At 38.9% G+C, this 25,621-nt stretch carries 25 protein-coding genes; 7 read left to right on the forward strand and 18 right to left on the reverse strand.

Features of this window, described 5'->3' with window-relative positions; translation table 11 throughout:
* Position 1: 1 nt before the first annotated feature.
* Entirely contained in the window at positions 2 to 523 is a 522-nt protein-coding gene (locus AAC073_RS09215; RefSeq protein WP_339923565.1) for a hypothetical protein, read from the reverse strand.
* Positions 524 to 635: 112 nt separating this feature from the next.
* Between AAC073_RS09215 and AAC073_RS09220 the strand changes: the two genes are divergently transcribed.
* Complete coding sequence (locus AAC073_RS09220) at positions 636 to 953, forward strand: iron-sulfur cluster assembly accessory protein (RefSeq protein WP_339923566.1); 318 nt, start codon at positions 636 to 638, stop codon at positions 951 to 953.
* Between the two features lie 33 nt (positions 954 to 986).
* Here AAC073_RS09220 and AAC073_RS09225 read toward each other — a convergent pair whose 3' ends face one another.
* Genes AAC073_RS09225 through AAC073_RS09240 form a run of 4 tightly spaced genes read right to left on the reverse strand, consistent with a single transcriptional unit; the run spans position 987 to position 3,616 of the window.
* Positions 987 to 1,448: a DUF4268 domain-containing protein gene (locus AAC073_RS09225; protein ID WP_339923567.1), complete on the reverse strand. Its 462-nt coding sequence runs from the start codon at positions 1,446 to 1,448 to the stop codon at positions 987 to 989.
* A gap of 12 nt (positions 1,449 to 1,460) precedes the next feature.
* On the reverse strand, positions 1,461 to 1,826 hold the full coding sequence (gene folB, locus AAC073_RS09230; RefSeq protein ID WP_339923568.1) for a dihydroneopterin aldolase: 366 nt from the start codon (positions 1,824 to 1,826) through the stop codon (positions 1,461 to 1,463).
* The gene (locus AAC073_RS09235; RefSeq protein WP_339923569.1) at positions 1,826 to 2,668 is read right to left on the reverse strand and encodes a DivIVA domain-containing protein; all 843 of its coding nucleotides are present in this window, start codon (positions 2,666 to 2,668) and stop codon (positions 1,826 to 1,828) included. Before AAC073_RS09235 ends, folB begins: the two co-directional genes overlap by 1 nt.
* 33 nt (positions 2,669 to 2,701) lie before the next feature.
* On the reverse strand, positions 2,702 to 3,616 hold the full coding sequence (locus AAC073_RS09240) for a WD40 repeat domain-containing protein (RefSeq protein WP_339923570.1): 915 nt from the start codon (positions 3,614 to 3,616) through the stop codon (positions 2,702 to 2,704).
* A 43-nt stretch (positions 3,617 to 3,659) separates the two neighbouring features.
* Between AAC073_RS09240 and AAC073_RS09245 the strand changes: the two genes are divergently transcribed.
* On the forward strand, positions 3,660 to 4,289 hold the full coding sequence (locus AAC073_RS09245) for a 4'-phosphopantetheinyl transferase superfamily protein (protein ID WP_339923571.1): 630 nt from the start codon (positions 3,660 to 3,662) through the stop codon (positions 4,287 to 4,289).
* A gap of 39 nt (positions 4,290 to 4,328) precedes the next feature.
* Positions 4,329 to 4,910 (forward strand): redoxin family protein, encoded by a 582-nt coding sequence (locus AAC073_RS09250; RefSeq protein ID WP_339923572.1) that lies wholly within the window; start codon positions 4,329 to 4,331, stop codon positions 4,908 to 4,910.
* On the opposite strand, the gene AAC073_RS09255 is transcribed toward AAC073_RS09250, so the two are convergent.
* Positions 4,907 to 5,746 carry a transglutaminase-like domain-containing protein gene (locus tag AAC073_RS09255; RefSeq protein ID WP_339923573.1) on the reverse strand — a complete coding sequence of 280 codons (840 nt, stop codon included), beginning with the start codon at positions 5,744 to 5,746 and terminating at the stop codon, positions 4,907 to 4,909. The genes AAC073_RS09250 and AAC073_RS09255 overlap by 4 nt on opposite strands.
* Positions 5,747 to 5,871: 125 nt before the next feature.
* Positions 5,872 to 6,672, reverse strand: a complete 801-nt coding sequence (locus tag AAC073_RS09260) for an N-acetylmuramoyl-L-alanine amidase (protein WP_339923574.1) — start codon at positions 6,670 to 6,672, stop codon at positions 5,872 to 5,874.
* 99 nt (positions 6,673 to 6,771) lie between these two features.
* Here AAC073_RS09260 and AAC073_RS09265 point away from each other — a divergent pair, with 99 nt between their 5' ends.
* Entirely contained in the window at positions 6,772 to 9,504 is a 2,733-nt protein-coding gene (locus AAC073_RS09265) for a putative LPS assembly protein LptD (protein WP_339923706.1), read from the forward strand.
* Positions 9,505 to 9,547: 43 nt separating this feature from the next.
* Here AAC073_RS09265 and AAC073_RS09270 read toward each other — a convergent pair whose 3' ends face one another.
* From AAC073_RS09270 to AAC073_RS09310, 9 genes are all read right to left on the reverse strand, one after another.
* On the reverse strand, positions 9,548 to 10,765 hold the full coding sequence (locus AAC073_RS09270; protein ID WP_339923575.1) for an arginine deiminase family protein: 1,218 nt from the start codon (positions 10,763 to 10,765) through the stop codon (positions 9,548 to 9,550).
* 57 nt (positions 10,766 to 10,822) lie between these two features.
* Positions 10,823 to 11,671, reverse strand: a complete 849-nt coding sequence (locus AAC073_RS09275; protein WP_339923576.1) for a prephenate dehydrogenase — start codon at positions 11,669 to 11,671, stop codon at positions 10,823 to 10,825.
* The gene (locus AAC073_RS09280; protein WP_339923577.1) at positions 11,668 to 12,828 is read right to left on the reverse strand and encodes an aminotransferase class I/II-fold pyridoxal phosphate-dependent enzyme; all 1,161 of its coding nucleotides are present in this window, start codon (positions 12,826 to 12,828) and stop codon (positions 11,668 to 11,670) included. The genes AAC073_RS09275 and AAC073_RS09280 overlap by 4 nt, the downstream gene beginning before the upstream one ends.
* Positions 12,828 to 13,643 (reverse strand): prephenate dehydratase, encoded by an 816-nt coding sequence (locus AAC073_RS09285; RefSeq protein ID WP_339923707.1) that lies wholly within the window; start codon positions 13,641 to 13,643, stop codon positions 12,828 to 12,830. The genes AAC073_RS09280 and AAC073_RS09285 overlap by 1 nt, the downstream gene beginning before the upstream one ends.
* A 113-nt stretch (positions 13,644 to 13,756) precedes the next feature.
* Positions 13,757 to 14,986 carry a 3-phosphoshikimate 1-carboxyvinyltransferase gene (locus tag AAC073_RS09290; RefSeq protein ID WP_339923578.1) on the reverse strand — a complete coding sequence of 410 codons (1,230 nt, stop codon included), beginning with the start codon at positions 14,984 to 14,986 and terminating at the stop codon, positions 13,757 to 13,759.
* A gap of 59 nt (positions 14,987 to 15,045) precedes the next feature.
* Entirely contained in the window at positions 15,046 to 16,083 is a 1,038-nt protein-coding gene (gene aroB, locus AAC073_RS09295; protein WP_339923579.1) for a 3-dehydroquinate synthase, read from the reverse strand.
* Between the two features lie 238 nt (positions 16,084 to 16,321).
* Entirely contained in the window at positions 16,322 to 17,428 is a 1,107-nt protein-coding gene (locus AAC073_RS09300; RefSeq protein ID WP_339923580.1) for a chorismate mutase, read from the reverse strand.
* A 496-nt stretch (positions 17,429 to 17,924) separates the two neighbouring features.
* Positions 17,925 to 19,283 (reverse strand): hypothetical protein, encoded by a 1,359-nt coding sequence (locus AAC073_RS09305; RefSeq protein WP_339923581.1) that lies wholly within the window; start codon positions 19,281 to 19,283, stop codon positions 17,925 to 17,927.
* Positions 19,280 to 20,329, reverse strand: coding sequence for a nucleoside hydrolase (locus AAC073_RS09310; protein ID WP_339923582.1), 1,050 nt, complete (start codon positions 20,327 to 20,329; stop codon positions 19,280 to 19,282). The genes AAC073_RS09305 and AAC073_RS09310 overlap by 4 nt, the downstream gene beginning before the upstream one ends.
* A gap of 224 nt (positions 20,330 to 20,553) precedes the next feature.
* Between AAC073_RS09310 and AAC073_RS09315 the strand changes: the two genes are divergently transcribed.
* Together AAC073_RS09315 and lysS are read left to right on the forward strand one after the other, a co-directional pair.
* On the forward strand, positions 20,554 to 21,744 hold the full coding sequence (locus tag AAC073_RS09315) for a proline dehydrogenase family protein (protein ID WP_339923583.1): 1,191 nt from the start codon (positions 20,554 to 20,556) through the stop codon (positions 21,742 to 21,744).
* Between the two features lie 12 nt (positions 21,745 to 21,756).
* Positions 21,757 to 23,478, forward strand: coding sequence for a lysine--tRNA ligase (lysS, locus tag AAC073_RS09320; protein ID WP_339923584.1), 1,722 nt, complete (start codon positions 21,757 to 21,759; stop codon positions 23,476 to 23,478).
* Positions 23,479 to 23,565: 87 nt separating this feature from the next.
* Here the strand turns inward: lysS and AAC073_RS09325 are convergent, their stop codons facing one another.
* Positions 23,566 to 24,048 carry a DinB family protein gene (locus AAC073_RS09325; protein ID WP_339923585.1) on the reverse strand — a complete coding sequence of 161 codons (483 nt, stop codon included), beginning with the start codon at positions 24,046 to 24,048 and terminating at the stop codon, positions 23,566 to 23,568.
* Positions 24,049 to 24,203: 155 nt separating this feature from the next.
* On the opposite strand from AAC073_RS09325, the gene AAC073_RS09330 reads away from it, so the two are divergent.
* Positions 24,204 to 25,157, forward strand: coding sequence for a YafY family protein (locus tag AAC073_RS09330; protein ID WP_339923586.1), 954 nt, complete (start codon positions 24,204 to 24,206; stop codon positions 25,155 to 25,157).
* A 42-nt stretch (positions 25,158 to 25,199) separates the two neighbouring features.
* On the opposite strand, the gene AAC073_RS09335 is transcribed toward AAC073_RS09330, so the two are convergent.
* Positions 25,200 to 25,574 (reverse strand): VOC family protein, encoded by a 375-nt coding sequence (locus tag AAC073_RS09335; protein ID WP_339923587.1) that lies wholly within the window; start codon positions 25,572 to 25,574, stop codon positions 25,200 to 25,202.
* Positions 25,575 to 25,621: the final 47 nt, after the last annotated feature.

Raw genomic sequence — 25,621 nt, forward strand, 5'->3', positions numbered from 1 at the left:
CTCAGTAGTATATGCGTATTTCATCTTTGATCTTTCTTAACGCAATCGCTATACTGTCCTGTTCCAACTCCATTGCGAGTTGGAAAATTTTTTTCGATAACTCAAGGCTCCTTTCTTCTCCACCAACCTGCTGATAAGCATTGTTAATGAGTGAAATGGTTTGCTCTACAGCAGACCTTAAGGTCTCCCAAGAATCATCTGTAAAATATATTTGTTGAGACAAATTATGGTTGAACTCACTCCTGATCTCCTGAATCAAAAGGCCATGCAATTCTCCGGAAAGCATTTCAGGCCCATTAATCCTTCTAATTAGATTATTTGGGGAGATTCTCTCTAAAAGCAAGCAAAGGCGTTCGCCAGCTTGAATACGTAAAGGAATCACCTGTTCTGAATTTTTGGATTTAATATCCAACCATTTCATCTCCCTTTCCTTCTTCAAAAATGATACCGTAATAATAAACATCCCATAAATGACCAGGCCTGCAGGAATAATTATTTTTAATAGCTCAAAGAGGTAATCCATATACAAAGGTTTTAATTGGCAATATCTGAAATAATGTCATGTTTTACTATGCACCAATTGTTTTTCTGTTTTAATTTTGGAACCATTAATCCTACTTCATCCTTAATTTCACATGTTGACTCCAATAAAAATAACTGCCAAAGCACTCGAAGAAATTAAAAACATTATGGCTACCAAAAATATTCCTGTGGAGTACTCCCTGAGAATAGGTGTGAAAGGTGGTGGATGTGGTGGTGTTTCATATGCTTTAGGTTTTGATCTGGCAAAAGAGGGGGACCAAAGCTATGAAATCGAAGAGCTGGCAGTGCTGATTGAAAAAAGACATGTGATGTTTTTGATGGGCATGCAGGTAGACTTTCACGAAAGCAATGAGGCCAAAGGATTTGTATTTACCAACCCTGACTTACCTAAAAGGCACGACAACCAATAGTTGTCCTCGCTAAAAAAGAGTGCTACCGATTTATCAAGTCAAGCCTTCAAAACCATATTTCATATTTGACCAAAATGCGTCTATTGCAATTATTCTTGGTTTCAAGAAAGAAATGATTTCTGGCCAATCGTCTCTATTCATTACGCTCACCCCTGGTAGTGTTTTTTCCACTTTACTGGAAAACTCCCCCCACTCATTTTCTGAGTCGGGTACCCAGCTCCATTCTTCTTCTACTTCTTGCTGAAAAATCCCCTTAAAAGTCACTAGCTGATCATAAAGCAAACTCCTTATCTCCTTATCTGGGTGCTGCACTTCTATCGAAATGGAAGCAAAATCTCGCTCTGCTTTCATTCTAAAATACATGTGCTTTACACCTGTTTTATAATTTTTCCAATTGATTTTTGTTCCATCAGCATTAGGTACAGGCTTCATATACTGTCCAAACGTGGTCCAAAACTCTTGCCTGGTTTTGCTAAGCTCATTTTTGGTGTACATTCATTATCCAGTTTATTGGTAATCCCTAGGGTAAGCTACTTCTACCACAGAAAAATTCACCACCCCTCCAAGGGCCGGATTGTGTTTTTTAATCACCACTTCAATCTGTGTACTTTCAGGATAGGCTTTTAGAATATCCCCAATCATTAAGTGTCCCAAGTGTTCCAACAATTTCACGGGAACCTGCATGTGTGCTTTAGCTATTTGATAAAGCTTAAAATAATCGACCGTATACTTGAGGTCATCCGTACGCATTGCCTTTTCAAAATCTGTATACACATGCAAATCGACAGTAAATCGGTTGCCTAATTTTTTTTCTTCTGAGAACACCCCATGGAAGGCATGAAACTCAATTCCCTCAAGCGATACTTTTCCCATTATTCAAATTGATCAAAAAATGAACCCGATTCACCTTTATTGGTATTCTTGGCAGCTGAGACTTTTTCCTCTTCCTCTTTCTGCTTTTCTTGTTCATCAACCTCTTCAACTACTTGAATTGGATCAAATTCAGCAGCAACTACTTTTTCATCTTCATCAAGTTCAGACTCGTTTTCGACCTCTTCCTTGCTTTCAGGCTGCTCCCATGTATATGTATTGCCGGATGGATTTGACTTTGGCTCCTCCTTTTCTGTAGAATTGAAATTCTTTTCTTTCCTTTGCAGTTCTTTGACCAAACGAGTATGAATGCCAGCATCAATTTCGTTAAACCCTTCCCTAGCAGCATTTACATTCTCTAGCGTTTCTGTGGCTGTACGTTTCAAGTTCTTCAGCAAGTAATCCCTTTGGTCAAGTAGTTTTTCGTAATTTTCCACCAAGACATTAACATCTTCCTTAAGGTCCTCTATGATGTTTTTGGATTGGGATTCTGCCTGATCTATCATGCTTCTGGCCTTGCCTTTTGATTCGGCATGTAGCGCATCAGCATTCATTTGTGCTTCCTTAAGAATTAATTCCGCCGTTTTATTCGCTTGTTCGATTATACTCGCGCCGGTATCCTCTGCCGTTTTCAAAGTTTTAAAAAGCGACTGCTCCACTTCCCTAAGTTTGGAAGCTTCTTTTTCAGCATGCTCATATTTTATCTTAAGGGCATTTTTCTCTTCGACGAGCTTTTCCCATTCTTGAGACAGATAACTCAAAAAAGTCGAAACTTCGTCTTTATCATAGCCTCTGAAATTCTTTTCGAAGGTCTTTTGACGGATATCTAATGGTGTAATTTTCATTTTTTCGTCCTTTAGCCGATCTTAGACCGGAAGTTATTGACCAATATTTATTTCCCAAACAGAAACAGTATGATCATCACTGATGGCTACTACTTGATTATTGTGTTTCGTCCACAAAACTTTATTAATGGATGTTCCATGACCTACAAATCTGGCTTTATCTATAACTTTCAATAGCCTAAAAGCTTCGTAATCCCAAATTTTCATTGACTTGTCCATGCTACATGTCACAAAATACTTACCATCTTCTCGAAAAGATAGAAAGTTGATCGCATACATGTGCGCTGCTATGTTTTTTTGTTCCTCAAATTTCTCAGTATCCCAGAACTTAAGCTGAGCATCCCTTCCTCCACTAATAATTTTCTTACCATCTGGACTGTATGCCAAAGCAAATACTGATTTGTTGTGCCCACCCATTCTCGCCAATGGCTTCCAATTTTCCAAATCAAAAACCTTAACCAAATTGTCGCTGGCTCCCACGCTGAGTTGACGTTTGTCAGGAGACACTGCCATAACCCGTAGGGACTGCTCACTGATTTTTACATGGCGAACTGGGGATCTTTCCTCAATATCCAAAACCACAAGCACTCCATCTCCGGTAGCCACCAATAATAGATCGCCAACTACTTTCAGATCAAAAATTGAATGAGAAGTGATTTTTAAGGACCAAATTTCTTTTTTAGTCTTTAGATCAATAACATGAACCCCTTCATTATTATGGCCTATGAATAAAAGATTTCTTTCTTCATCTACTTCAAGGGCATAAACAGAATTTGAAAGTTTGGCCAGCAAAAGTCCATCTCCAGGAGTAGAAAGATCCCATTCTACTACCATTCCATCTCCGGAGCCAGTGTAAATAAGGTGAGGTACGCAACCACTAGCAAGTGCAAAAACGGAATGATTATGACCTCTTAATGTGTTAAGTTTACTAACTTGAATATTTGACATATATTGCAAAACCTAATTACCACTCAGTTGCCTTAAAGCTACTATGTTAACAAAAATAGAAAAAATTAGCCCTTTATCTGCTTTTGCCATCAACAATATTAAAACGTCTGAAAACGCATCCATGGACTTTTTGAGTTTTAGAGAAAAACTATCACTGGCCAATATCGGTCATGCACAAAAAAGAAAAGAATGGAAAGGCGCACGTCTCGCAATAAAAAACACCTTGGACAGTCTGGATTTACCCTACCCTGGCTTTTATAAAGATAGCCACGGTAAATCACATTCTATGGATGGTTCAGGACATGTATCCCTCACTCACCATGGTGATTATGCCGCAGCGATATTCCACAAAGACATGCCAGTAGGGGTGGACTTGGAAAGGGTTAGAGAAAAAACGGTACCACTTGGTCCGAAATACCTAGACCCTTCTGAATTGGCTTTTTTAGGGAAAGACAGTTACCTGTACACTTTAGCCTGGTCAGTAAAAGAAAGCATCTACAAATGTCAAGGAAAAAGGGGCATTAGCCTAAGGCAGAATATTATTCTGGAACCATTTACTGCTAAAGATAAAATCATAAAAGGCAAAGTGTATGGCTCCGATTTTTCAGATCATTTTTACAAGGTAATGGTCCATTCAGAAAACGATATGGTACTTACCTATACTATTTGGTGATTCTTCTTATATTTATAATTGTAATCAACAAAACTAGATATGAAGAAACTTTTTACATGTTTTGTAATTTGTATCCTATGGACTTCGGCCATTTACGGACAAAAGATTTCCAACATGGAAATGGTAGATGCCATTACCAATCAACCCTATTCGCTAGACAAAAACAAGGCATCCATCGCACAGGTTTTTATTTTTTACACACTTAAATGCCCCTATCCAAAACTATACAATTCAAGGATTAGGGCACTGAAGGAAAAATACAGCTCATCAAAGATTACTTTCGCGCTGGTAAATCCTCATGCTGATCAAGAGGATGAAACCATTGAAAAGCTTGCGTCATTGGCGTTTGCTAAAAACAATCAAATTCCATTCCTATTAGATGAAAATCAAGTTTTCACAAAAATGACAGGGGTGAAAAAAATACCGGAGGTGGTAATTATTACAGCTGGTCCTACGGGCTACAGTGTTGCTTACCGAGGAGCTATAGACAATAATGCCCAAGCAATGGAAAGTGCAACAGTCCATTATCTTGATACAGCTTTAGAAGACATCACTAAAAGAGACCGGCCAAGTCCTACCGTAACCAGAGCTGTGGGTTGTAATATTAGGTTTACCCCTTAGGAAGGTAAATCCACTATTTTTAATAATTGATTAACTTCTTTGGACTTGTCTAAATCCCCTATTTTTTCGAAGGAGTAAATAAGGTTTCGAATTACTCTTCTGATGATTTCAATGTTTTCGCATGGCTCGTAATATTCCGGCTTAGGGTCCAATTTCAAATGATCAAGGTAATTGTTTATATCCTGTTTGGTAAAAATAAGACCTTTGTTGAAGGCATTGATATAAAATTTGAATTTACCTGACTTGTATGTCAATACGAACAGATTGGGTAGATTAACCCCGTAAACTGGCAAACCTAATTTTTTTGCCACCAATAGATAAACTGAACAAAGGCTTATTGGATTTCCTTTCTTAGTTTCTAGGACCGTTTTGATCATACTGTTTGAAGGACTATGGAAATTCTTCGTGTTGGCAGAGAATTTCAAATCATTAAACATCACATTATTGATCAATTTTATTTTGTCATAAACCGACAATTCGTTCTTGAAATTCGTCCATACATCAAAATAAATTTGTTGCATCAGGGCATTAAGCTGTTCGAATTCAAGTTCAGGATAGAGGTAGGTATTGATAATCCATAAGCCCTCAAGTAATTCTTTCTCCTCAGAATTTGTCCAATCTGTAAGCCTTTCTAGGAGCAAATTAAACTGCATGTCATGGACGATCTCTTCGATTTCCTTTTGCAATTCAGGATTGAACGATCCCTCCCACTTGTTTTCCAGAAAGGGGATAATTTTATTACCTAAGGAGAGAATTTTATCCCTCACATGCTCCTTTACTTCCTGATCCCCATCATCCAACAAAGACACAAGAGCATTTAATTCTTTATCTGTCATTTGCATATTCATCTCAACTTACCCTCAAAGTTTCAACTAACCAAATTTACCAATTTTTAGGGATAAATTAACTGTCATTTTATTTTTAAGTGAGACGTTCATTAAATTTAAGGACTAGTAAACCATCATATAGCCTCTAATTCCTCTTTATAGGCCTTGATCGCCCTGAATATCCCAGAAGCAACATAAGTTTGTCCACTTTTACTATTGAGGTATTTTTCTTCTGCCGGATTTGACAAAAAGCCTGTTTCTATTAATACACTCGGCATACTCGTTGTCCATAAAACATAGAAAGGGGCTTGTTTTACGCCCCTGGAATGCCTATTTACTCTCGTTGACAAATCATTCTCAATTTTCCCGGCTAAAGAAAGACTATTGGCAAAGTAGGCTTTTTGCATTAAGTTAAACATCATGTAAGACTCAGGTGACTTGGGGTCAAAGCCCTCATAGTTTTGCTGATAATCGTCCTCTAGCAGGATTACTGCATTCTCTCGTTTTACTATCTCGAAATTGCCATTGAAGTTTTTATTTCCCATTACGTAAGTTTCAGTACCGTAAGCCCTCGTAGAGCCTATGGCATTGCAATGTATAGAAACAAATAAATCCGCTCTGTTCCTGTTAGCGATATTTGCCCGCTCCTTTAATTCAATAAAAACATCTGTTTTCCGGGTATAAATTACTTCCACATCAGGAAGCAATTCCGAAATATACCCACCTACCTTGAGCGCAATCGCCAGCGCAACATCCTTTTCTCTCGATACCCTACCTATAGTTCCAGGATCCTTACCGCCATGGCCGGCATCTATTACTATCCTTCTTAATTTGAACTCTGCCTTTTTTTCTTCAGGGGGAATAAATCCCACTAAAACGGTTGTGATGAAGAGCAATGAAATTATAAGAATATTTTTCAATTTGGTTCGTTCCATAAACGTTAATAACCTTAACTTTACTGAAAATTAAATGATTTTTATAGCAAACATAAATTATTAGTGCAGATAATAAAGACCGTATTTCTTTTCATCTGTATGTTCAGCTTCTTTGGGCATACTGTTCTGGCCCAGGAATCCGGCACTGAAAGAACTTCCGAACTAGAACTCACAGCTCCTGATACCTTGGGTAACCCCGAAGTCAGGCTAGATACTTTAATGCCTGTACTTCCAGATAGCATTCTTACTATTACTGCTACTGATTTGGATTCTACCCTGAGTCAGCCAAACGGTGATATTCAAACCACAATCAATTATTACGCCGAAGACAGTATCATTACTGACTTTGCACAAAATAAAGTATTTCTATATAAAGGTGCATGGTTTGAATACGGAAATATACGTCTGGATGCAGATTATATCGCAATTGATTGGAAAAAAAATGAACTCTATGCCTCAGGATTGAAGGACAGTCTTGGTGTGGCACAGGGAACGCCGATGTTTAAGGAAGGCAATAGTGTTTATGAAATCCGCAAGGAGATGCGCTATAACTTCAAAAGTCAAAAGGCCATTATTTCGGATGTAGTAACCCAACAGGATGAAGGCCTACTCCGAGGAGCCGTTGTAAAAAAAGACAATGATGGATCTGTTTACCTGAGTAAAGGTTTTTATACCACCTGTGATTTGGTAGAACCACACTGGCACATTTCCTCTTCCAAAATAAAATCTGTCCGTGGAAAACACATCATCTCCGGACCGTTTAATTTGTATTTCAATAATATTCCTACCCCCTTGGGGCTTCCTTTTGGTATAATACCAGATACTCCTGAGGAAAAAACTTCCGGAATCATTTTCCCTTCCTATGGAGAAGAACAACTCCGAGGCTTCTTCCTAAGGGATTTTGGCTATTATTTTGCCTTCAACGATTATGTGCACACCCGTGTTACTGGTGAAGTATATTCCAAAGGGGGCTATGGAATGAAGACAGCATCAGTTTACAACAAAAGGTACCGGTACAAAGGAGGATTGAATATTGATTACCAGAAATTCCAAAGTCCAGAAACAGCTGAGACTCCTCTGGAATACAACGCTTTCTGGTTTCGATGGAACCACACACCCGAGTCACGAGGCAATTCAAGGTTTTCTGCTGCCGCTAATTTCGGAACCAAGTCCTACAACGACAATATCCTTAATCAGGGAAATTTCCAGCAAAATCAGCAATCCGATTTCTCTTCTAATATTTCATATAGCAAGACATTTACGGGTACTCCTTTTAGCATGTCTGCTAACTTGAGGCATTCTCAGAACCAGGTTACGGACGAAGTGAATTTGCTCTTGCCGGATGTAGCCATCAATATGAACAGGCAAAATCCGTTTAGAAATGTGAATTTTGAACCACTCAAAACCTTAAATGTTTCGTGGAATTTTAACGCACAGAACTCTATCAATAACCGCATCACCACTGAATTGGGTGTGGACCCAGGGCTTCAGCAAGAACTAGAGGAGTTAGGAGTAACCTCCACTCCTAACGTTATCCCTTTTAATATTGCCAATATCCCACAATTACTCAGGGATGCTGATAACGGTTTCAAAAATTCTGTTCCAATATCTTCAAACTTTAGCCTTTTCCGATTTTTTACAGGAACAGCCTCAATGAATTTCACCGAATTATGGTACTTGGATAAAATCAATTATTATTATAATCCTCAGGAAGAGCGGTTGGATCAAATTCTGGAAAGTGGCTTTAGTAGAGTAAATTATTATAACAGCTCTTTTAACCTCTCAACCAATGTTTATGGGTTTTACACCTTTAAGAAAGGCTCTAAAATAGAAGCAATCAGGCATCACATGCAGCCTACTTTTGGTTTCACCAGTACTCCAGATTTTTCTGACCCGAAATACGGGTATTACCAAGAGGTACAAACTGATGCCAGCGGGACCCTTAGGCGTCTATCTAGGTTTCAAGGCTTTATTTATGGTGGTGCACCTTTAGGAGAGTCAAAATCACTGAGCATTAATATAAGGAATACCTTGGAAGCCAAACTTAAAACAGAAAGTGATACTGCAGAGGCCACTACCAAGAAAATACCGATCCTGCAATCACTAAATGTATCTACTAACTACAATTTTGCAGTAGATTCATTTAACCTTGCACCATTCAATTTCAGTACCAGGACCTCCTTATTCGATAAAAAGCTTTCGGTCAATCTGAACACTACATTAGACCCTTATGCTACAGGTACATTTACCAACGGTGAAGAGGTGACCACACGAAGAGTAAACGAGTTTGCTTGGAAAAAAGGACAAGGAATAGGTATCATAAGAAGAGCCTCTCTAAACATCAATGGAAGTATAAATCCAAGTAAGACGGAACAATCCCCCGGTGAAGTGCGTGACGAACTTACCAATGATTTTCTAAATCAGGGTGGTCAAATGAATGATTTTGTAGAAAATGAAATCAATAGAATAGCCAATGACCCAAGCCAATACATTGACTGGTCAATTCCTTGGAACATGACTTATAGCTATAACCTGAGTTACAGCAAAGCTGCCACGGGAACCAAAAATGTCACGCAAGCAATCAATATCTCGGGAGACCTAAGCCTGTCGGACAAGTGGAAAATCAACTTTACCAGTGGTTACGATCTTTCTACTGCTGCGATCACCCAAACCATGGTAGGAATTGCAAGGGACCTACACTGCTGGCAGTTGAACGCGAATTGGGTGCCTTTCGGCAGATTCACTTCTTACAGCATAGATATTCGGGTAAAATCAAATATACTTCGAGACCTTAAAGTTTCCAGAAGACGGTCCTTCTTCGATAGCTTTTAACCCTTAAAAGGGTACTGAGATACTAAAAACGCTTGGGAATTACTTATGAAATTATTTCCCTGGCAATCGGCAAACTCATGCACCTTGGCCCACCCAAGCCTCTGGAAAGTTCTGAAGAAGGCATTTCCAAGACTTCTATACCGTATTCTCGCAATGCTTGATTGGTGTGTTTGTTTCTATTATAGGAGATGACCTGCCCAGGAGCTATGGTGAACACGTTGGCTCCATCAAACCATTGTTCTCTCAGGGCATATTCTTGGTTCACTTTATCTGTACCAATTATTTCCAAATCCGGGATTTCCATTCTGAGTATCTCTCTTAACGGCTTCTTTAAAACAGTTCTTTTGATATTGACCTGCTCACTGTCTTCCTCTTTTCTAGTATATACCGAAATATGCTTAACAGCCTGGAGCGCATCTGGATAAGTCAATACCCTATTTTTATCCAAAATAGTAAATACCGTATCCAAGTGCATAAAGTTTCTTTTTTTGGGCAAATGAATTTCATAAACACGGTCAATTCTCCCTTCGGCGATAAGGTTTTTGGCTACATGGTACACAGCTTTTTCATCGGTTCTTTCAGAGCAGCCAATCGCCACAGCATTATCCGAAAGAATTATCACATCTCCACCCTCTATGGATGGCGTATGATTGTGAGTAATCATGGGATATACTTGTTGGATTTTATCTTTGAATAGGGAGTGATTTTCAAATATTTTCCTCACCATATTGGCTTCCCTTTGGCGCTGATCCAAGCGCATACTGGAAAAAACCATACCTCCTGGCAAAATGGCAGCTGTATCTCGCTGAAAATACAAATTGGGACAAGGGGGAATCAAAAATGCAAGGTCCAATAGATCTGCCAATGCTGCGGCACTGACTCTGCCCCTGACCTCATGCACCTTTATGCCTGCTATCAAGGCCTGCACACATTGGTCCTGGCTGAGTACACCAAGTAATTCTTCTGTCAAATGCTCCAATCTTGAGACAGCAAGTGCTTCTCTGATCAAGTCAATTCTCAAGGAATTGTCTTCAAGAATATCGCCTAATAATTTGTCGAAAAAATAAACTTTAGCACCACATTTTTCACTAATAAGTTTAGTGAAGACATCATGCTCCCGCTGCATTTCTTCTAGATAAGGGACATCCTCAAATAGCAGCAAGTGCTTGTTGTAGGGTGTCAATCTATCTATCTCACGCCCAGGACGGTGAACTAATACTTCCTTTAATGTTGCGAATTCAGAGTTGATGGTCAAATGCATATTCACCAATTTACAACAAAACCACAATTAATGGACTATTAATACCATTCTTTCGAATTATTCTTTAAAATCTAGAATATCTCTGATTCTATTGGCTTCTCTCATATCTGCTTTCAAACCTTCAATATCATCTTCCGCAATTCTTTTTCTGAAGGCAGTCAAATGTTCAATGTAACTGTCAAAAGCTTCCAATACATTGCTTTTATTTTCTAAAAATATTGGGCCCCACATTTCTGGAGAGCTTTTCGCAAGTCTTACGGTGGATGTAAATCCGCTCCCAGCCATGTCTAGTATATTTCTCTCATCTGCTGTTTTATCAATTACAGTCTTCCCCAAAACAAAGGAAGTAGCATGAGAAAGATGTGATACAAAAGCCAAGTGAAGATCATGGTCTTTTGAATCCATGAAACGCAACCTAAGATTTAGGGCATCAAAAATTTCGTAGGCCATCCCTTTGAGATGGACGTCTGTCTTCTCCATTTCACAGATGATCATTACATTCCCATCAAAAAGATCTGCTTGCGCAGCTCTAGGGCCTGAATTTTCAGTTCCTGCTATGGGGTGGACTGCTAAAAACTGTTGCCTTTTAGGATGCTGACTCATTTGGCGACAAAGTTGTTCTTTGGTTGAGCCAAAGTCCATTACTAAAGTTTGCTCACCGACCTGATCGAGTGTCTTTTCTAAGAGTGAAAATAATGTATCAACAGGTGTTGCCAGAATCACAATATCAGTATCCTTGTCCGGTTCAATTAGACTTTTGGATACAAGTTGCATGCCCAGAGCAAGTTCCATGTTTTCACTGTCTGAATCAAATCCAGTGATTTCTAAATCAGGATATGTTTTCTTCACGGCAAGGGCGAAAGAACCACCCAGCAAACCTAACCCTATGATATGTATTTTTTTCATGGCGTATAGTAATTTTCCAACCTTTTAATGGCTTCATTAATTTTATCTTCACTTATACACAATGAAAAGCGAACATATGAAGCCCCTTTGCTACCAAATATTAATCCTGGAGTAATGAAAATATCGTATTCATAAAGCAATTGATCCACAATTTCTGTGGCTGTCTTACCGTCTGGAACCTTCCCCCAAACAAATAAACCTACTGCATCCTCCAGGACATCAAGCTGCAATAATTTGGCCATTTTTAATACAAGCGATTTTCTCCTTGCATAAATTTTATTCATGGAGCTTATCCAGGTACTATCTAGTTTTAATGCAGCTACGGCACCCTCTTGTATCCCCAAAAACATTCCAGAATCCATATTGCTTTTTACTCTCAATACAGCATCAATATATTCACCTCTTCCAGCCAACATCCCCACTCTCCAACCCGGAATATTAAAAGTTTTGCTTAAAGAATTTAACTCCAGGACATGGTCTTTAGCACCTGGTATTTCCAACAAGCTTTTTGGCTCATCGTTTAAAATAAAGCTATAAGGATTGTCATGAACCAAGAGAATATTATGCGTTTTCGCAAAATCCACTAGTCTTGCAAATAATGATTCACTTCCCTTTGCACCGGTAGGCATGTGAGGGTAATTGACCCACATCAACTTTACCTTTGAAAGGTCCATTTGTGCCAATGCTTTCCAGTCCGGTTCCCAACTATCGTTCTCATTGAGTGAATAATATACAGGAATGGCATTAAGCAGTTTGGTCACCGAGGTGTAAGTAGGATATCCTGGATTGGGAACCAAAACCTCATCTTCTTCATTCAGAAAGGCCATGGAAATGTGCATGATTCCTTCTTTAGACCCCATTAAAGGCAATACTTCTGAAGCAGGATCCAGAGAAACACCGTAGTGCTTATCATAAAATGCTGCAATGGCATTTCTCAATGCAGGAGTACCCTGATAGGATTGGTACCCGTGTCCTGAATCGGAGTCGGCTATGCGTTTTAACGCCTCTATCACGCTGTGGTCAGGAGGCAAATCCGGGCTACCAATTCCCATGTTGATTATCGGCTTCCCACTCTCTCTAAGTTTCTGTACCTCTTTGAGTTTTTTGGAGAAATAGTATTCTTTAACTTCTCCCAACCTGTCGGAATAACCTTTCATTATTTTCTACTTTGATAAGTTCCAAAAATCTTAACGGACCCAAAATCCGAAGCGATTAAGTCCATCGCTTGATTAAATTGCTCAACATCAGAAATAAGGGTATCAATAAAAAAGGAATATTCCCAGGGTTTGCTCATTACTGGAATAGACTGGATCTTAGTTAAATCAAGGTCATTGTCACTTAAAACGGTGAGCAATTTGGCCAAACCTCCTTTTTGATTTTTGATGGTAATTTTTAAGCTAGCTTTTGTGGGAGAAGGCAAGCTTATAGGTTTCCCTTTTTGAAGAATGATAAATCGAGTAAAATTGTTTTTCACTGTTTGAATGTCTTCGGCCAATAACGCTAACCCATAGAATTCAGCAGCTTTAATGCTCGCCACAGCCCCTAGGCCCTTGATTTTTTGTTCTGAGATAATCTTAGCAACATATGCGGTATCAACATCATCTATTGGATTTATAGCCGGGTGACTGGCAAAAAAATCCTTGCATTGCAACAGTGCCATAGGGTGAGATCTGGCCTCTGTAATATCAGATAACTGTTGACCTGGCAATGCCATTAAATTGTGGGAAATAGGCAAATAGTATTCGTCGGTAATATAAAGTTCGTACCGATCGATAATGTCATAATTTGGCAAAATAGCACCTGCAATAGAATTTTCTATGGCCATAACAGCCACATCTACGACCTCATTCCCTACACTTTTGGCAACTTCTTCAAAAGTATTGTAACCAAACACTTCAATGTTCTCTCCAAAATATTGTTGGGCAACCTGGTGATGAAAAGAACCCAGAACGCCCTGTATTGCTATTTTAATTTTCTTTTCCAAAATCTATCTATTATGTGGATTACACATTAAATTCAGCTTATACGCTTAACTTCCCCACCCATAAATGCTCCAAGCTAGCGAGGGAAAAACATTGTGAAGGATTATTCATTGATAAATTCTGGCTGAATATCCAATAAGGAACAATGCTTCCAAAAACTCGGATACGACTTATCCACTACCTCAGGATCTTCTATTTCCAGCTTAGTTCTGGTTATCAATGGCATGAAGGCCATAGCCATTCGGTGATCGTCATATGTGGCAATACTCACCCTGTCAGGAATATTGGTTGCAGGAACAAGGGTAAAAACACCTTCTTTGCGTTCTTCAAGTAAAGCGCCAATTTTCGCCAATTCCTTTTGTAATGCATCTATACGGTCTGTTTCTTTAATTCGCAAGCTTTCCAAGCCCGTGAAATCAGAAGTTTGTCCGGTAAGTGCGCAAGTGACGGCAACTGTTTGCGCCAAATCGGGGCAATGGCTAAAGTCAAATGAAGCCAAACCGCTAATCGCTTTTTTCGTAAGAATTATTCCATCACTAGTAAATTCGCTCTCCACTCCCAACTTGTCCATTATAGCAACGATCTTTGCGTCACCTTGTAGGCTTTCTGCTTTAAGACCTTTAAGGAACAATTCCCCTGAATCAGCACATGCCAATAAACTAAACCAATAACTGGCTCCTGACCAGTCGCTCTCTACTGAAAAAGTAGTGGGCTGGTATTTTCCAGGCTTAACTCTGATCTGGCTGCCTTCAAAAATATAATCAACACCGAAGGCCTTCATTAATTCCAGTGTCATGGTGATGTAAGTCCTTGAACCAATTTTACCGGTCAGGTTAAGTACTAATCCTTCAGGAAGTAAAGGGGCGTTCATCAATAAGGCTGAGATGTACTGACTGCTGACATCTCCTCTTATTTGTATTTCTTTGGTTTTTTGACCAGAAAACCCCTCTATAGTCAAGGGGGGATACCCTTCTTTCTTCAGGTAATTTATACTAGCTCCTATTTCCTTTAAAGCATCTACCAAAATACCTATAGGCCTTTCACACATTCGGGGAGTTCCCGTCATGGTTTTTTGTCTATTGTTTAGCGCAGCATAAGCGGTCAGAAACCGCATAGTAGTTCCCGCATCCAATACGTCATAAGTGTCCGGATCCTCTTCAAGTAGTCGGATCATGGTCTGCGTATCTCTTGCCTCAGCCAAGTTAGAAAGGGTATTCCCTCCTTCAGTAAGCGCATTGATGATTAAAACCCTATTGCTTTCACTTTTGGATGAAGGCAGCGGAATTTGAATTTGACCAAACACCCGTTTTTTTGGTAGTAAAATAGTATTCATGAAATATTTAAAGCTTAAAATTTACAGGTTTAATAAGGCTGAGGTGCAATGTTCAGCTTTCAATTTTCCAATTGATTGTAATATTTCAAAGCCTCTATAATGGCTTCTTTTCCTACCACAATATTAAAATCGCATTCTCCAATTCTTTTTAACAAGGAAAAATTAAGTACATTCCCTTCATTCTTCTTGTCCTGAAAACACAAGTCAATTATTGACTCAAAATCTTTTTCATCGATATGAACCTTTCCATATACTGTCAAGAGTTTTTGTTGGATAATCTCAAGTTGCTCTTTTGGCAATCGTAAAAATTTATGCGAAAGATATCCTTCAGTCACCATTCCTATGGCAATGGCTTCACCGTGGAGAAGATGTAAAGGGGTATCCAGATAATGTGACTCTACGGCATGTCCTATGGTATGTCCAAAGTTCAGGATTTTTCTGAGGCCCTCTTCCTTTGGATCCTTTTCAACTACCTCTCTTTTGATTCCTACCGAAACAGAGATAATGTCTTTCCAAGATTGATTCTGCCAATTTTCAGTCTTAAGACTGTTAAAATAATTTTCATTCCTTATTAACCCATGCTTTATTACCTCTGCATATCCGGAACGCAGTTCAGGTTCAGGTAATGTTCCTAAGAACGCTTCACTGATCAATACCCCTTCAGGCTGATTGAATACACCTATATGGTTTTTGAAACCCTTAAAGTCAATCCCTAGCTTACCCCCAACACTGGCATCAACCTGAGAAAGCAAAGTCGTGGGTAAATTAATAAACCGTATGCCACGTTTATAGGTACTGGCACAAAAGCCTCCCATATCACCTGTGACGCCACCACCAATATTCAGGATGAGTGTCTTTCGGTCGAAACTATTCTCTGTCATCCATTCCCAAATAGCGACGCAAGTGTCTAAGGTTTTATGCACTTCGCCTGCTTCAAAAGCAAAACTACTGTGCTCAGGAAGATGACTTGAGATCAGAGGGTAACAATGTTTGATGGTATGACTATCCATAATGACTCCTAGTTTGGAGTACTTTTTTGAATCGAGAAACCGAACCAAATCCTCTGCTATTCGGGAAGAAAATATAATTGTTTCCAAAAGCTGTTTTTTTGTAAAGGTAAAAATTAAACCCGTTTTTATCCCGTAAATAATGAATTGGAAAAAGGTTATTTAACAAACTAATTCCAATCTCTGAATACCAATCCTTTGAACTTATAAGTAGACAATTAAATCCTATTTCAAGCAAAATTCACTTCACGCCTATACTAAAAACAGTTATGAAATAAATTTAGGGACAATACTCAGCACTTATTTAAGAATAAAAACGGGCTTAACATCAAACTGATTTTTTTGCGGAAACGTCTCCTCTCAATTTTTTCTCTTGACGTTTAACAGACTCCTCATGGATACAATAAAGTAACTCCTTCATGAACTTTTCGCTAAGATTTTTCTCCATACCTTTAGCAGTTCTAGTCTCCATTACTTGCTTCCAGCGATCTGCCTGAAAAACAATAAGGTTATTGTCTCTTTTATGCTCGCCAATTTGGTCTATTATAGAAAATCTTTCTGCAAGAAGGTCCATCAATTGATCGTCTAAATGATCAACAGCGTTTCTGAGATCCTGCAATTTTTCTGAAGGATTCTCATTTTGAACCGGATGTTTGAAATCAATTCTATCCAAAATCTCTCTAAGCTGCTGAGGCGTTACTTGTTGCTTCGCATCACTCCATGCATTGTCAGGATCATGATGTGTTTCTATCATCAGTCCGTCAAGTCCGAAATTAATCGCACGCTGAGATGTTTCGTATATACCTTTTCTATTACCTACAATATGGCTAGGGTCATTGATGACTTGCATCCCTTTCCATAATCTTTTTAAATGGATAGGCATAGACCAGTTAGGCTTATTACGGAACTTAGTATCATAAGCATCACTGAATCCCCTATGTATGGCGGCAAGTTTATTCACTCCAACTACCTGAAGTCTTTCTAAAGCTCCTCTCCACAGTTCCAAATCAGGATTCATTGGGTTTTTCACCATTACAGGAATATCAACACCTTTAAGCGCATCAGCAATTTCCTGAACAGCAAATGGATTCACCGTTGTTCTGGCACCAATCCAAAGAATATCCACGCCATGTTTTAACGCTGATTCTACGTGAGAGGCATTCCCTACTTCTATCGTAATTGGAACATTAAGTTTCTCTCTAACGATTTCCAACCAACCCAATCCTTCTTCACCGATACCCTCAAAACTTCCTGGTCTTGTTCTTGGCTTCCAAATTCCTGCTCTGAAAACGTCAGGGACAACATTGGCGGTGATCATGTCTGCGCAAACCTTTTCGATTTGCTCAGGAGTTTCTGCACTACAAGGTCCTGCTATAATCAGGTGCTCGTTGTTAAGACCTAAACCCCAGTCTTTTGTTTGTAAGTGATTTTCCATTTCTGTATTCTCGGTTAAATATTAAAATAAAAAAGCCCGACTCTTTCGAATCGGGCTTCTATGTTTTTTATCTTTTTTTATTTTTTGTCAAGACAATACGCAGCTCCGATTCGACTTTGGGGACGAAAGTAAAAGTAAAAGAAGCTAAAGTAGGTAGCTGCGAAATTTTTCATGCGTCAAATGTAACCTATCCCCCTTTAAAAATCAAATAGTTATTGTTTTATTTCGCATTAAGTCTTGAATTTATAATGGATTGAACCAACAGATTCCGAACGACTGATTATCAAATAACCCAATAAATAGAAAATCAGCAACTTACAGCTGGCCTTTGCCTTATCAATCTTAAGTAGGAATAATCTAATTATTCAGGAGGCCCGGCTCATCGATAGCAAATTATGAGGCATTTAGCGCAGTCTCTTTCTAAATCTTAAGTGCTACTAATAGGAATAATGTCGCAATATCTCCATTTATATCATACCTTATATGAATCATCCACTTATCTCTCTTTACCCAATATTTTCCTAAAAACGGCAAGGGGGCACGCTACTGATGTAAGGTAAACGGGATTTTGCGTTTCTCCCTCCTTACCAAAGCATTCATAAGGCGCACCAAAAGCTGCTCCCTTTCTAAAATCATTTTCTTTTAACTCATCTATGTATTCGGTTGCCAATTGTTTTGCAAGCTCAGGACTGCTTTGATGAATAGCATAGGCCACCCAACCGGTAGGAGTACCCCAATAAGCACCATTTTGATAAGTATTTTTCGCTACCAAAGACTTTTCCCAGACTTTGTTTTTATCAAAATCATGATCTGTAGGCACATGTCTGATGTTTCCACGGTAGCTAATGGTGCCCTTTTTATAAGCTTCCGTTAAAACCTTACTAGCAGCAGCAAGTCCTTCACCCTCTAAAACGCCCAAGTAAACCGCTAAGGAGGTTCCCCACACGTCTGGTTGTGCACTCAAACCTGTTGATGCCTTCAGATACCCGCTATCATCCCTGAAAAAAAGGGGTATGTTTTTCTTTATCGTCTTTGCTATTCGCTGGTATTTATCGGTTAGCACTGGCCTATTCATAATTGAGAAGAGCGCTGATAATTCCAGGGCAGCCTTGTACTTAAGCAGTGATGGATACAGTAACTCACCAGTGAGTTCAATTGCATCCCTAAACCCAAAATCTACACCTCTAAATTCTTCAGAGGCAACTACCAACTGATTTTCTAATCCAGAAGGAGGAACGTGAAAAGCCAATGCCAGTCTCTCTATTAAATTCAAACCATTTATTTCTTCCGACAGAATTGACATTCCTCCATTCGCTTGCACATACATGTACGCCATGTGGACAAACATAAACTGATCCCCATAGGGAGGAAGACTACCCCATTTATCTGTACCCTGAGCAGTAAAACTATAAGTTCCTGGGAAATAAATGGGAAGGCCATCGTCTATTCGGATATGGTCGGCAATGGCGCCCACAGGTACCATACTTCCACCTGAAGTAATCCAGGTTTGATTGGCTTGGGTATGAGCTGTGAGTAATAACATATGCTTTTGTTCTTCCAGCGAAACCAGTCCCGTTTCCAAGGCCATCGCATAATCCCTAATCCAAAACGAGGGATAAGCATTTCTTCCTCCTGGCCTTATGAGCAATCCGCCTGTATTATTTGCCCCGAATTCATCTGAGACAAATTGTTTTGGATAGATCCTGGAAGCTTCAAGTACCGCTTCTGTTAAACCTTCAAGAAACTCAAATTGATCTTTCGATAATACTTCGGTTTTATCATGTGTTTGACCTTTTAGCAAAAAGGGAGAAAATAACATCAAACATCCCAAAATTAAACTACTTGGCCTATTCATTTCACAATGGAATTTTCAGGTTTAGCACTAATTGCGGCATTTAACTTGACAGCAAATGCTTTGTCAACATCCTTTCGCTGTAATATAAAGTGGTGCAAAGGATTGACCCTATTAGAAACCCACCGACTCCCCTCTTCCGGATCAAAGATTAAAGCACCCGGCCCTAACTCTTGCAAAAAATCACCTGTACCCATCACTGAAAAATATACAGTAGCCAGATCCCAACTTGGCCTTTGATCCCTAATTTTCTTATGTTCCACGTTCCAAAGCCAGTCCCTATATGCTGTCCTAAGAATGTTTCCAGGATTTAAAGCCTCGAGAGATTCTCCAGTAAAAACATTTGCTCCTGCATCCACAAAATAAGCAGGTTTTGGGAAATGATCTATTAGGTAATGGGTATAGGTAGCCGTGTTGTTTCTGAAAAAATTCCAATCTTTCACCCCTAAACCTTCCTCATTGGATGCCCCTAATGCACCAAGGGCCACCCATCTTTTTACTTTTCGACTTACTAATTCCAAACCAGTCAATGGGGAATCACTACCTGGGGACGACTTAATTAACTCATACAAACCTTTGGTATGACCTATAGTAATATAGGTAATTGAATTGTCAGGAGCCTGTATCAGGAGTTGTCGATTTAGAGCCGTTTGCTCCATGGCGTCAAGATTATGAATCAATCTGTTTTTATAAGCAATGGTGTCTTTGGCGAGCTTCTCTGAATGCATTTTATCTTTTGGGTCTCCAAAACTCAGGTCATGACTGGCTCCTATCAGTATTTCTGGTCTACCATAGTAAACGTTTATGGCATCAATTATACCCACTCCATAAGGGACTTTTCCAGAACTATAAATCACTCCAAGAATCTCCACTTTTCCTTGGTCTGCAAAATGGTGCAAAACTGCCATGGCTCCTACATCATCACAATCGGACCCCATATCAGTGTCAAGAATGATTTTTTCAGCCTGGGCTATGGAATCTTGAACATAGAGCAAAATGGAAAGCAAAAATAAACTACTGATTAATCTTTTAATCGGAATGTTTTTCAAAACATTATTGTATTTAAAAACAAACTTTAAATAAACAATGCTTTTTTTCTTAGGCTTAATTTTCAAAATAGGCAGCATACCTCGTATATTTGGGGTTACTATTAATATTTTTAAAATTAGGCATTCTTAAATGAAATCAAACAGGTGAAATCTCTATTTTGGTGATAAAATCAAACCTTTAGCCCTGTCATTAGTTGTTTTTTTGATATCTTTGTCCACTGAAAATGAGAATAAAACCTGAATTTTCCTTTGACAATCTAAAAATAGCCTTTGCCCATCTTAAGATTACTGATCTGAAAAGAATGCAAAAGCTTTATAGATTAATGAATTACCCTTTTTTAGTAATGACTGGGGTTTTCTTAACTAAAACCTTTTTTCAATTCGGGTTATCTGTCAAAGAACCTTTAAAACGAACTGTTTTTAAGCAATTCTGCGGTGGCGAAAGTTTTGAAACATGTCAAAAAACCATTAATAAACTTGGTAGCTATGGGGTTAGTTCGATTTTAGATTATTCAGTAGAAGGAAAAGAGGAGGAAAACATCTTTGAGGCTACGATGATGGAAATCCTAAATACAATCCAAAAAACTGGTAAAAACCCTCTTTTGCCCTTTGCAGTCTTTAAGGTATCAGGAATTGCTTCTACTTCAATAATGGCCAAGGTTCAAACTAATGGCATCCTCTTTCCAGAAGAAGAGAAGCAATTTGACGCCGCCAGAGCAAGGTTCTTTTTATTATGTAAGGCCGCAGCAAATTCAGGTGTAAAGCTCATGGTGGATGGTGAGGAAAGCTGGTTTCAGGACATAACAGATAGCTGGATGCTTGAAGCCATGAAATTATATAACAAGAAAGAAGCTATATTATATAACACCTTCCAGATGTACCGGACGAACATGGAAGAAAGGTTAAAAGATGCCCACAAAAAAGCAGTAACAGGTGGCTTTTACTTAGGGGCTAAGTTGGTCAGGGGTGCTTATATGGAAAAAGAAAGAAAAAATGCCAGAAGAATGGGTTATACAGACCCCATCCACTCAACAAAAGAAGCTACAGACAATGCCTACAATAATGCCCTGAACTTTTGTGTCAAAAATATTCAGCAGATTTCTCTAGTCAGTGGCTCTCACAATGAATTAAGCAACAAAAAACTTGCCGAATTAATTGACTTGCATGGCTTTGAAAGATCAGACGTGAGATTTTACTTCTCCCAGCTATATGGGATGGGTGACCACATAAGTTTCAACTTGGCCAAGGCAGGCTTTAATGTAGCCAAGTACCTTCCCTATGGCCCAGTAAGAGAGGTGCTTCCTTACCTTGGGAGAAGGATTAAAGAAAATTCAGGGATTTCTGGACAGATCAGTAGGGAACAAATTCTGGTCAAAAAGGAGATCTTCAGAAGAAAAAATCTAAAAATAGCATAACTGACATTATACATGCAATTACTGAACGAACAGGAGATAGAAAGAAGAAAAGACCGGGAGGCATTAATTAATTTAGGAATTGATCCATACCCAGCCCTTTCTTACCCAATAAATGCCACAGCGGCAGACATTCATCAAAATTACGAGAATCGTAAAAACGATTATAAAGCAATAACCATCGCAGGAAGACTTATGACCAGAAGGATCATGGGTTCTGCCAGCTTTGCAGAAATACAAGACAGTACTGGCAGGCTTCAGATCTATGTCAAAAGAGATGAACTTTGTCCTGATGAAGATAAAACCCTTTACAATACAGTATTTAAAAAGCTACTGGGAATAGGAGATTTCATTGGACTTAAAGGTTTTATTTTCACCACCCAGACTGGTGAAATCTCTTTGCATGTTCAGGAATTCATCTTATTGGCTAAATCAGTAAAGCCACTACCTATAGTCAAAAGAGACGATGAAGGGAATGTTTTTGATGGGTTTAAAGATCCAGAGCTAAGATACAGGCAACGTTATGTTGACCTTATCGTAAATCCCGAGGTAAAAGAAACCTTTGTCACTCGGTCTAAAATTATTTCCACCATGAGAAGGTATTTTGATGACCATGGCTGGATGGAAGTGGAGACGCCTATATTACAACAGGTGCATGGAGGTGCGGCAGCGAAGCCATTTGAAACACACCACAATGCATTGGACACTCCTTTATTTTTAAGAATAGCCAATGAGCTTTATTTAAAGCGTTTGATCGTAGGAGGTTTTGAGGGCGTCTATGAAATAGGTAAAATGTTTCGTAACGAAGGTATGGACAGAACACATAATCCTGAGTTCACTTCTATGGAAATTTATGTCGCCTACAAGGATTATATCTGGATGATGGAAATGGTTGAAAAACTAATTTCACAGATTGCAACCAAAGTCTTGGGAACTACTCAAGCAAAAGTTGGCGATAAGGTGATTGAATTTGAAGGTCCCTACCGGCGTTTGTCCATGTTTGAATCCATCCAAGAGTATACAGGCATAGATGTCAGCCAAATGGATGAAAAAGGCTTAAGAGAAGTCTGCAAGGACTTGGGGATAGAGGTAGACGACAGTATGGGTAAGGGTAAATTGGTCGATGAGATCTTTGGAGAAAAGGTAGAAGAACACTTGATCCAGCCAACCTATATTACAGACTATCCGATAGAAATGACCCCGCTTGCAAAGAAGCATCGATCCAAACCTGGATTAGTGGAAAGATTTGAATTGTTTGTCAATGGTAAAGAAATCGCCAATGCCTATACAGAGCTAAATGACCCTATTGACCAAAGAGAGCGATTTGAAGACCAACTCAAACTAGCTCAAAGAGGTGATGACGAAGCCATGGCCATGGATGAAGATTTTCTTCGGTCTCTCGAATATGGTATGCCTCCTACTTCTGGATTGGGCATAGGTATAGACAGGCTTAGCATGATGCTTACCAATCAAAGCACCATCCAAGAAGTTTTATTCTTTCCGCAAATGAAGCCGGAGAAGAAAATAAAAGTTGCTACAGATGAGGAATTTATAGGATTAGGTATTCATCCTGGGCTTGTACCAGCTATCAGGGAACTTAACATTCATACCATTGAACAACTTAAAGGACTGAACCCTAATAAACTTTTCAATGATGTTTGTGGTAAAAAGAAAAAATTGAAGCTGGAAGTACCCAACCCCAGTAAGGAAGATGTCGCTAACTGGATAAATGGTTAAAAGGAAAGCCCGAAGCAATAATCGCTTCGGGCTTTTTTTATGTCCTATTACTTAATGATCGCTACCCCTTCGTTAGGTCCCAACCTCCTAGTGTTCCCAAAAATTAGGTGGAACTATCCCTAATGCCCGCAGGTATACATACCCTTGACCTCTGTGGTGTATTTCATTATCAATAAAGTACATCAAAGAACAATAAACTTTGTTTTCATACTGGCCAAAAGCTTTTACGGTATCCTGAAAATCTTCAGTAGAAAGTTGTGGAAACCAATGGTCTATTTCAATTGTAGCCTTATCCCATAATTCCAATAACTTTTCTTTGCTTTCCTCTATAGCATGATCCTCATTCAGCGGTTCCCATTCTCTAGTTACAAGGCCTTTGATTCCAGGGCCTGCTATCCCTATTAATTCCTGGGCCATCTCTCCAAAAGGACGCATTTCGCCCAAAGTAAAATGAAAAAGCTGCTCTTCAGGAAATGCCTCAATTACTCGACGCGTAAGCCCTCGGTGTCCTTGCCAGTGCTTTAATAGTTGCTCTTGTGAAATGATCATTTGAAGTTCATTGGTTTCCATGATAGAAGTTTTTATAAGTAAATAATGATTATATATGACAAACTTAGTCAACGCTAGTGACAGCCCTATGTCAGTAGGTTTGAAAAAAAACAGCAGATGGTTAAATGTTTTTTAAGTGTGAAAATTTCATTAGTTTTAATTGACCTGAATCCTCCATGAATAGATTAAACCGACTTACCGCCATACTCACCCAATTGCAGAGCAAAAGGCACATTACAGCAGAAGAAATCGCTAAAAGATTTGACATAAGCCTTAGGACTGTTTATAGAGATGTCAGAGCATTGGAAGAAGCCGGCGTCCCATTAACTGGTGAGACGGGCAAAGGGTATGCTTTGGTAGAAGGATATAGACTACCGCCTGTCATGTTTGATGAAAAAGAAGCCTATTCTTTATTATTGGCAGAAAAGGTAATTGAACAATTTACAGATAGAGAAATAAGTGAAAGGTTTAAATCGGCACTGATCAAAATTAAATCCGTACTAAAAGACCGTCAAAAATCCGCATTAGATCACCTGGATCAACAGGTTGCTTTTTACAGCAAGGACATGGACGACTCTGGTAGAAATGAGCAGGTGATTCAAGGAATTTTATCAGGCTTGGCTGACAACAGCGTTTTACAATTTAACTACACCAGCTTTCTAAAAGAGGAAAATACCAGTAGGGCTGTAGAACCCATCGGTATGTACTATTCAAAAGGAAACTGGTATTTAATCGCCTATTGCAAACTCCGGGAAGATTATAGAACTTTTAGGATAGATAGAATCAGAAATCTAGAAAAAGGGGAAGCTATTTTCAATACCAATCATCCCACATTAAAAGCCTATTTGAAAAAAATGGAAGAAGGACATGAGTTGACGAAAATAGTAATACAAATGGAACCTTCCTATGTCAAGTACATTGAAACCCATAAATACAATCATGGCTTTGTATTACAGGAAGATGCAGGACAGAAAGTGCAACTTACTTTCATGGTAGGCTCTTTAGAGTATTTTGCTCGATGGATCATCTCAATGGCAGATATTATTAATGTCATACAACCAAAGGTACTTTCTGACAGGTTAGAAGTTTTGCTTACTTCAATGATTAAAAAGCTAAAAGAAGGAGGTTAAATACAGAAAATTAATTGATCTATAAACCTCCTCTCATTAGTATTATGATGCGTGTTGATCGATCAGAATAACATTTCCATCGGGATCTTTGACCATAATGCTTTCAGGACCCTTACTGTTTTCTTTAGCTTCCTTATCAAGAGTTAGACCTTGTTCTTTAAGCTCTTCTTGAATTTCTCTAACATCCTGATAATCCTCCAACACATTTGCATCAGTATCCCATCCCGGATTAAAGGTCAAAATATTCCCTTCAAACATTCCTTCAAAAAGGCCAATTAACGTATCCCCATTTTTCATTATGATGTAATGATTTTCCTCGGACCCTCCAAATTTTGAAAAGCCTAACTTTTCATAAAATTCTTTGGATTCTTTTAAGCTTTTTACAGCAAGACTGACTGAGAATGCACCTAATTTCATAATTGATGAGATTTAACTTTAACAACCAATGTAAAAGATGGAGAATC

It is taken from the genome of uncultured Cyclobacterium sp., from assembly GCF_963977555.1.
Lineage (GTDB): Bacteria > Bacteroidota > Bacteroidia > Cytophagales > Cyclobacteriaceae > Cyclobacterium.

What these genes read in the sequence shown, in the direction of transcription:
- AAC073_RS09215 (WP_339923565.1), bottom strand. Translation starts at nt 523, where the DNA reads ATGGATTACCTCTTTGAGCTATTAAAAATAATTATTCCTGCAGGCCTG.
- AAC073_RS09220 (WP_339923566.1), top strand. Translation starts at nt 636, where the DNA reads ATGTTGACTCCAATAAAAATAACTGCCAAAGCACTCGAAGAAATTAAA.
- AAC073_RS09225 (WP_339923567.1), bottom strand. Translation starts at nt 1,448, where the DNA reads ATGTACACCAAAAATGAGCTTAGCAAAACCAGGCAAGAGTTTTGGACC.
- folB (WP_339923568.1), bottom strand. Translation starts at nt 1,826, where the DNA reads ATGGGAAAAGTATCGCTTGAGGGAATTGAGTTTCATGCCTTCCATGGG.
- AAC073_RS09235 (WP_339923569.1), bottom strand. Translation starts at nt 2,668, where the DNA reads ATGAAAATTACACCATTAGATATCCGTCAAAAGACCTTCGAAAAGAAT.
- AAC073_RS09240 (WP_339923570.1), bottom strand. Translation starts at nt 3,616, where the DNA reads ATGTCAAATATTCAAGTTAGTAAACTTAACACATTAAGAGGTCATAAT.
- AAC073_RS09245 (WP_339923571.1), top strand. Translation starts at nt 3,660, where the DNA reads ATGTTAACAAAAATAGAAAAAATTAGCCCTTTATCTGCTTTTGCCATC.
- AAC073_RS09250 (WP_339923572.1), top strand. Translation starts at nt 4,329, where the DNA reads ATGAAGAAACTTTTTACATGTTTTGTAATTTGTATCCTATGGACTTCG.
- AAC073_RS09255 (WP_339923573.1), bottom strand. Translation starts at nt 5,746, where the DNA reads ATGACAGATAAAGAATTAAATGCTCTTGTGTCTTTGTTGGATGATGGG.
- AAC073_RS09260 (WP_339923574.1), bottom strand. Translation starts at nt 6,672, where the DNA reads ATGGAACGAACCAAATTGAAAAATATTCTTATAATTTCATTGCTCTTC.
- AAC073_RS09265 (WP_339923706.1), top strand. Translation starts at nt 6,772, where the DNA reads ATGTTCAGCTTCTTTGGGCATACTGTTCTGGCCCAGGAATCCGGCACT.
- AAC073_RS09270 (WP_339923575.1), bottom strand. Translation starts at nt 10,765, where the DNA reads ATGCATTTGACCATCAACTCTGAATTCGCAACATTAAAGGAAGTATTA.
- AAC073_RS09275 (WP_339923576.1), bottom strand. Translation starts at nt 11,671, where the DNA reads ATGAAAAAAATACATATCATAGGGTTAGGTTTGCTGGGTGGTTCTTTC.
- AAC073_RS09280 (WP_339923577.1), bottom strand. Translation starts at nt 12,828, where the DNA reads ATGAAAGGTTATTCCGACAGGTTGGGAGAAGTTAAAGAATACTATTTC.
- AAC073_RS09290 (WP_339923578.1), bottom strand. Translation starts at nt 14,986, where the DNA reads ATGAATACTATTTTACTACCAAAAAAACGGGTGTTTGGTCAAATTCAA.
- AAC073_RS09300 (WP_339923580.1), bottom strand. Translation starts at nt 17,428, where the DNA reads ATGGAAAATCACTTACAAACAAAAGACTGGGGTTTAGGTCTTAACAAC.
- AAC073_RS09305 (WP_339923581.1), bottom strand. Translation starts at nt 19,283, where the DNA reads ATGAATAGGCCAAGTAGTTTAATTTTGGGATGTTTGATGTTATTTTCT.
- AAC073_RS09315 (WP_339923583.1), top strand. Translation starts at nt 20,554, where the DNA reads ATGAGAATAAAACCTGAATTTTCCTTTGACAATCTAAAAATAGCCTTT.
- lysS (WP_339923584.1), top strand. Translation starts at nt 21,757, where the DNA reads ATGCAATTACTGAACGAACAGGAGATAGAAAGAAGAAAAGACCGGGAG.
- AAC073_RS09325 (WP_339923585.1), bottom strand. Translation starts at nt 24,048, where the DNA reads ATGGAAACCAATGAACTTCAAATGATCATTTCACAAGAGCAACTATTA.
- AAC073_RS09330 (WP_339923586.1), top strand. Translation starts at nt 24,204, where the DNA reads ATGAATAGATTAAACCGACTTACCGCCATACTCACCCAATTGCAGAGC.
- AAC073_RS09335 (WP_339923587.1), bottom strand. Translation starts at nt 25,574, where the DNA reads ATGAAATTAGGTGCATTCTCAGTCAGTCTTGCTGTAAAAAGCTTAAAA.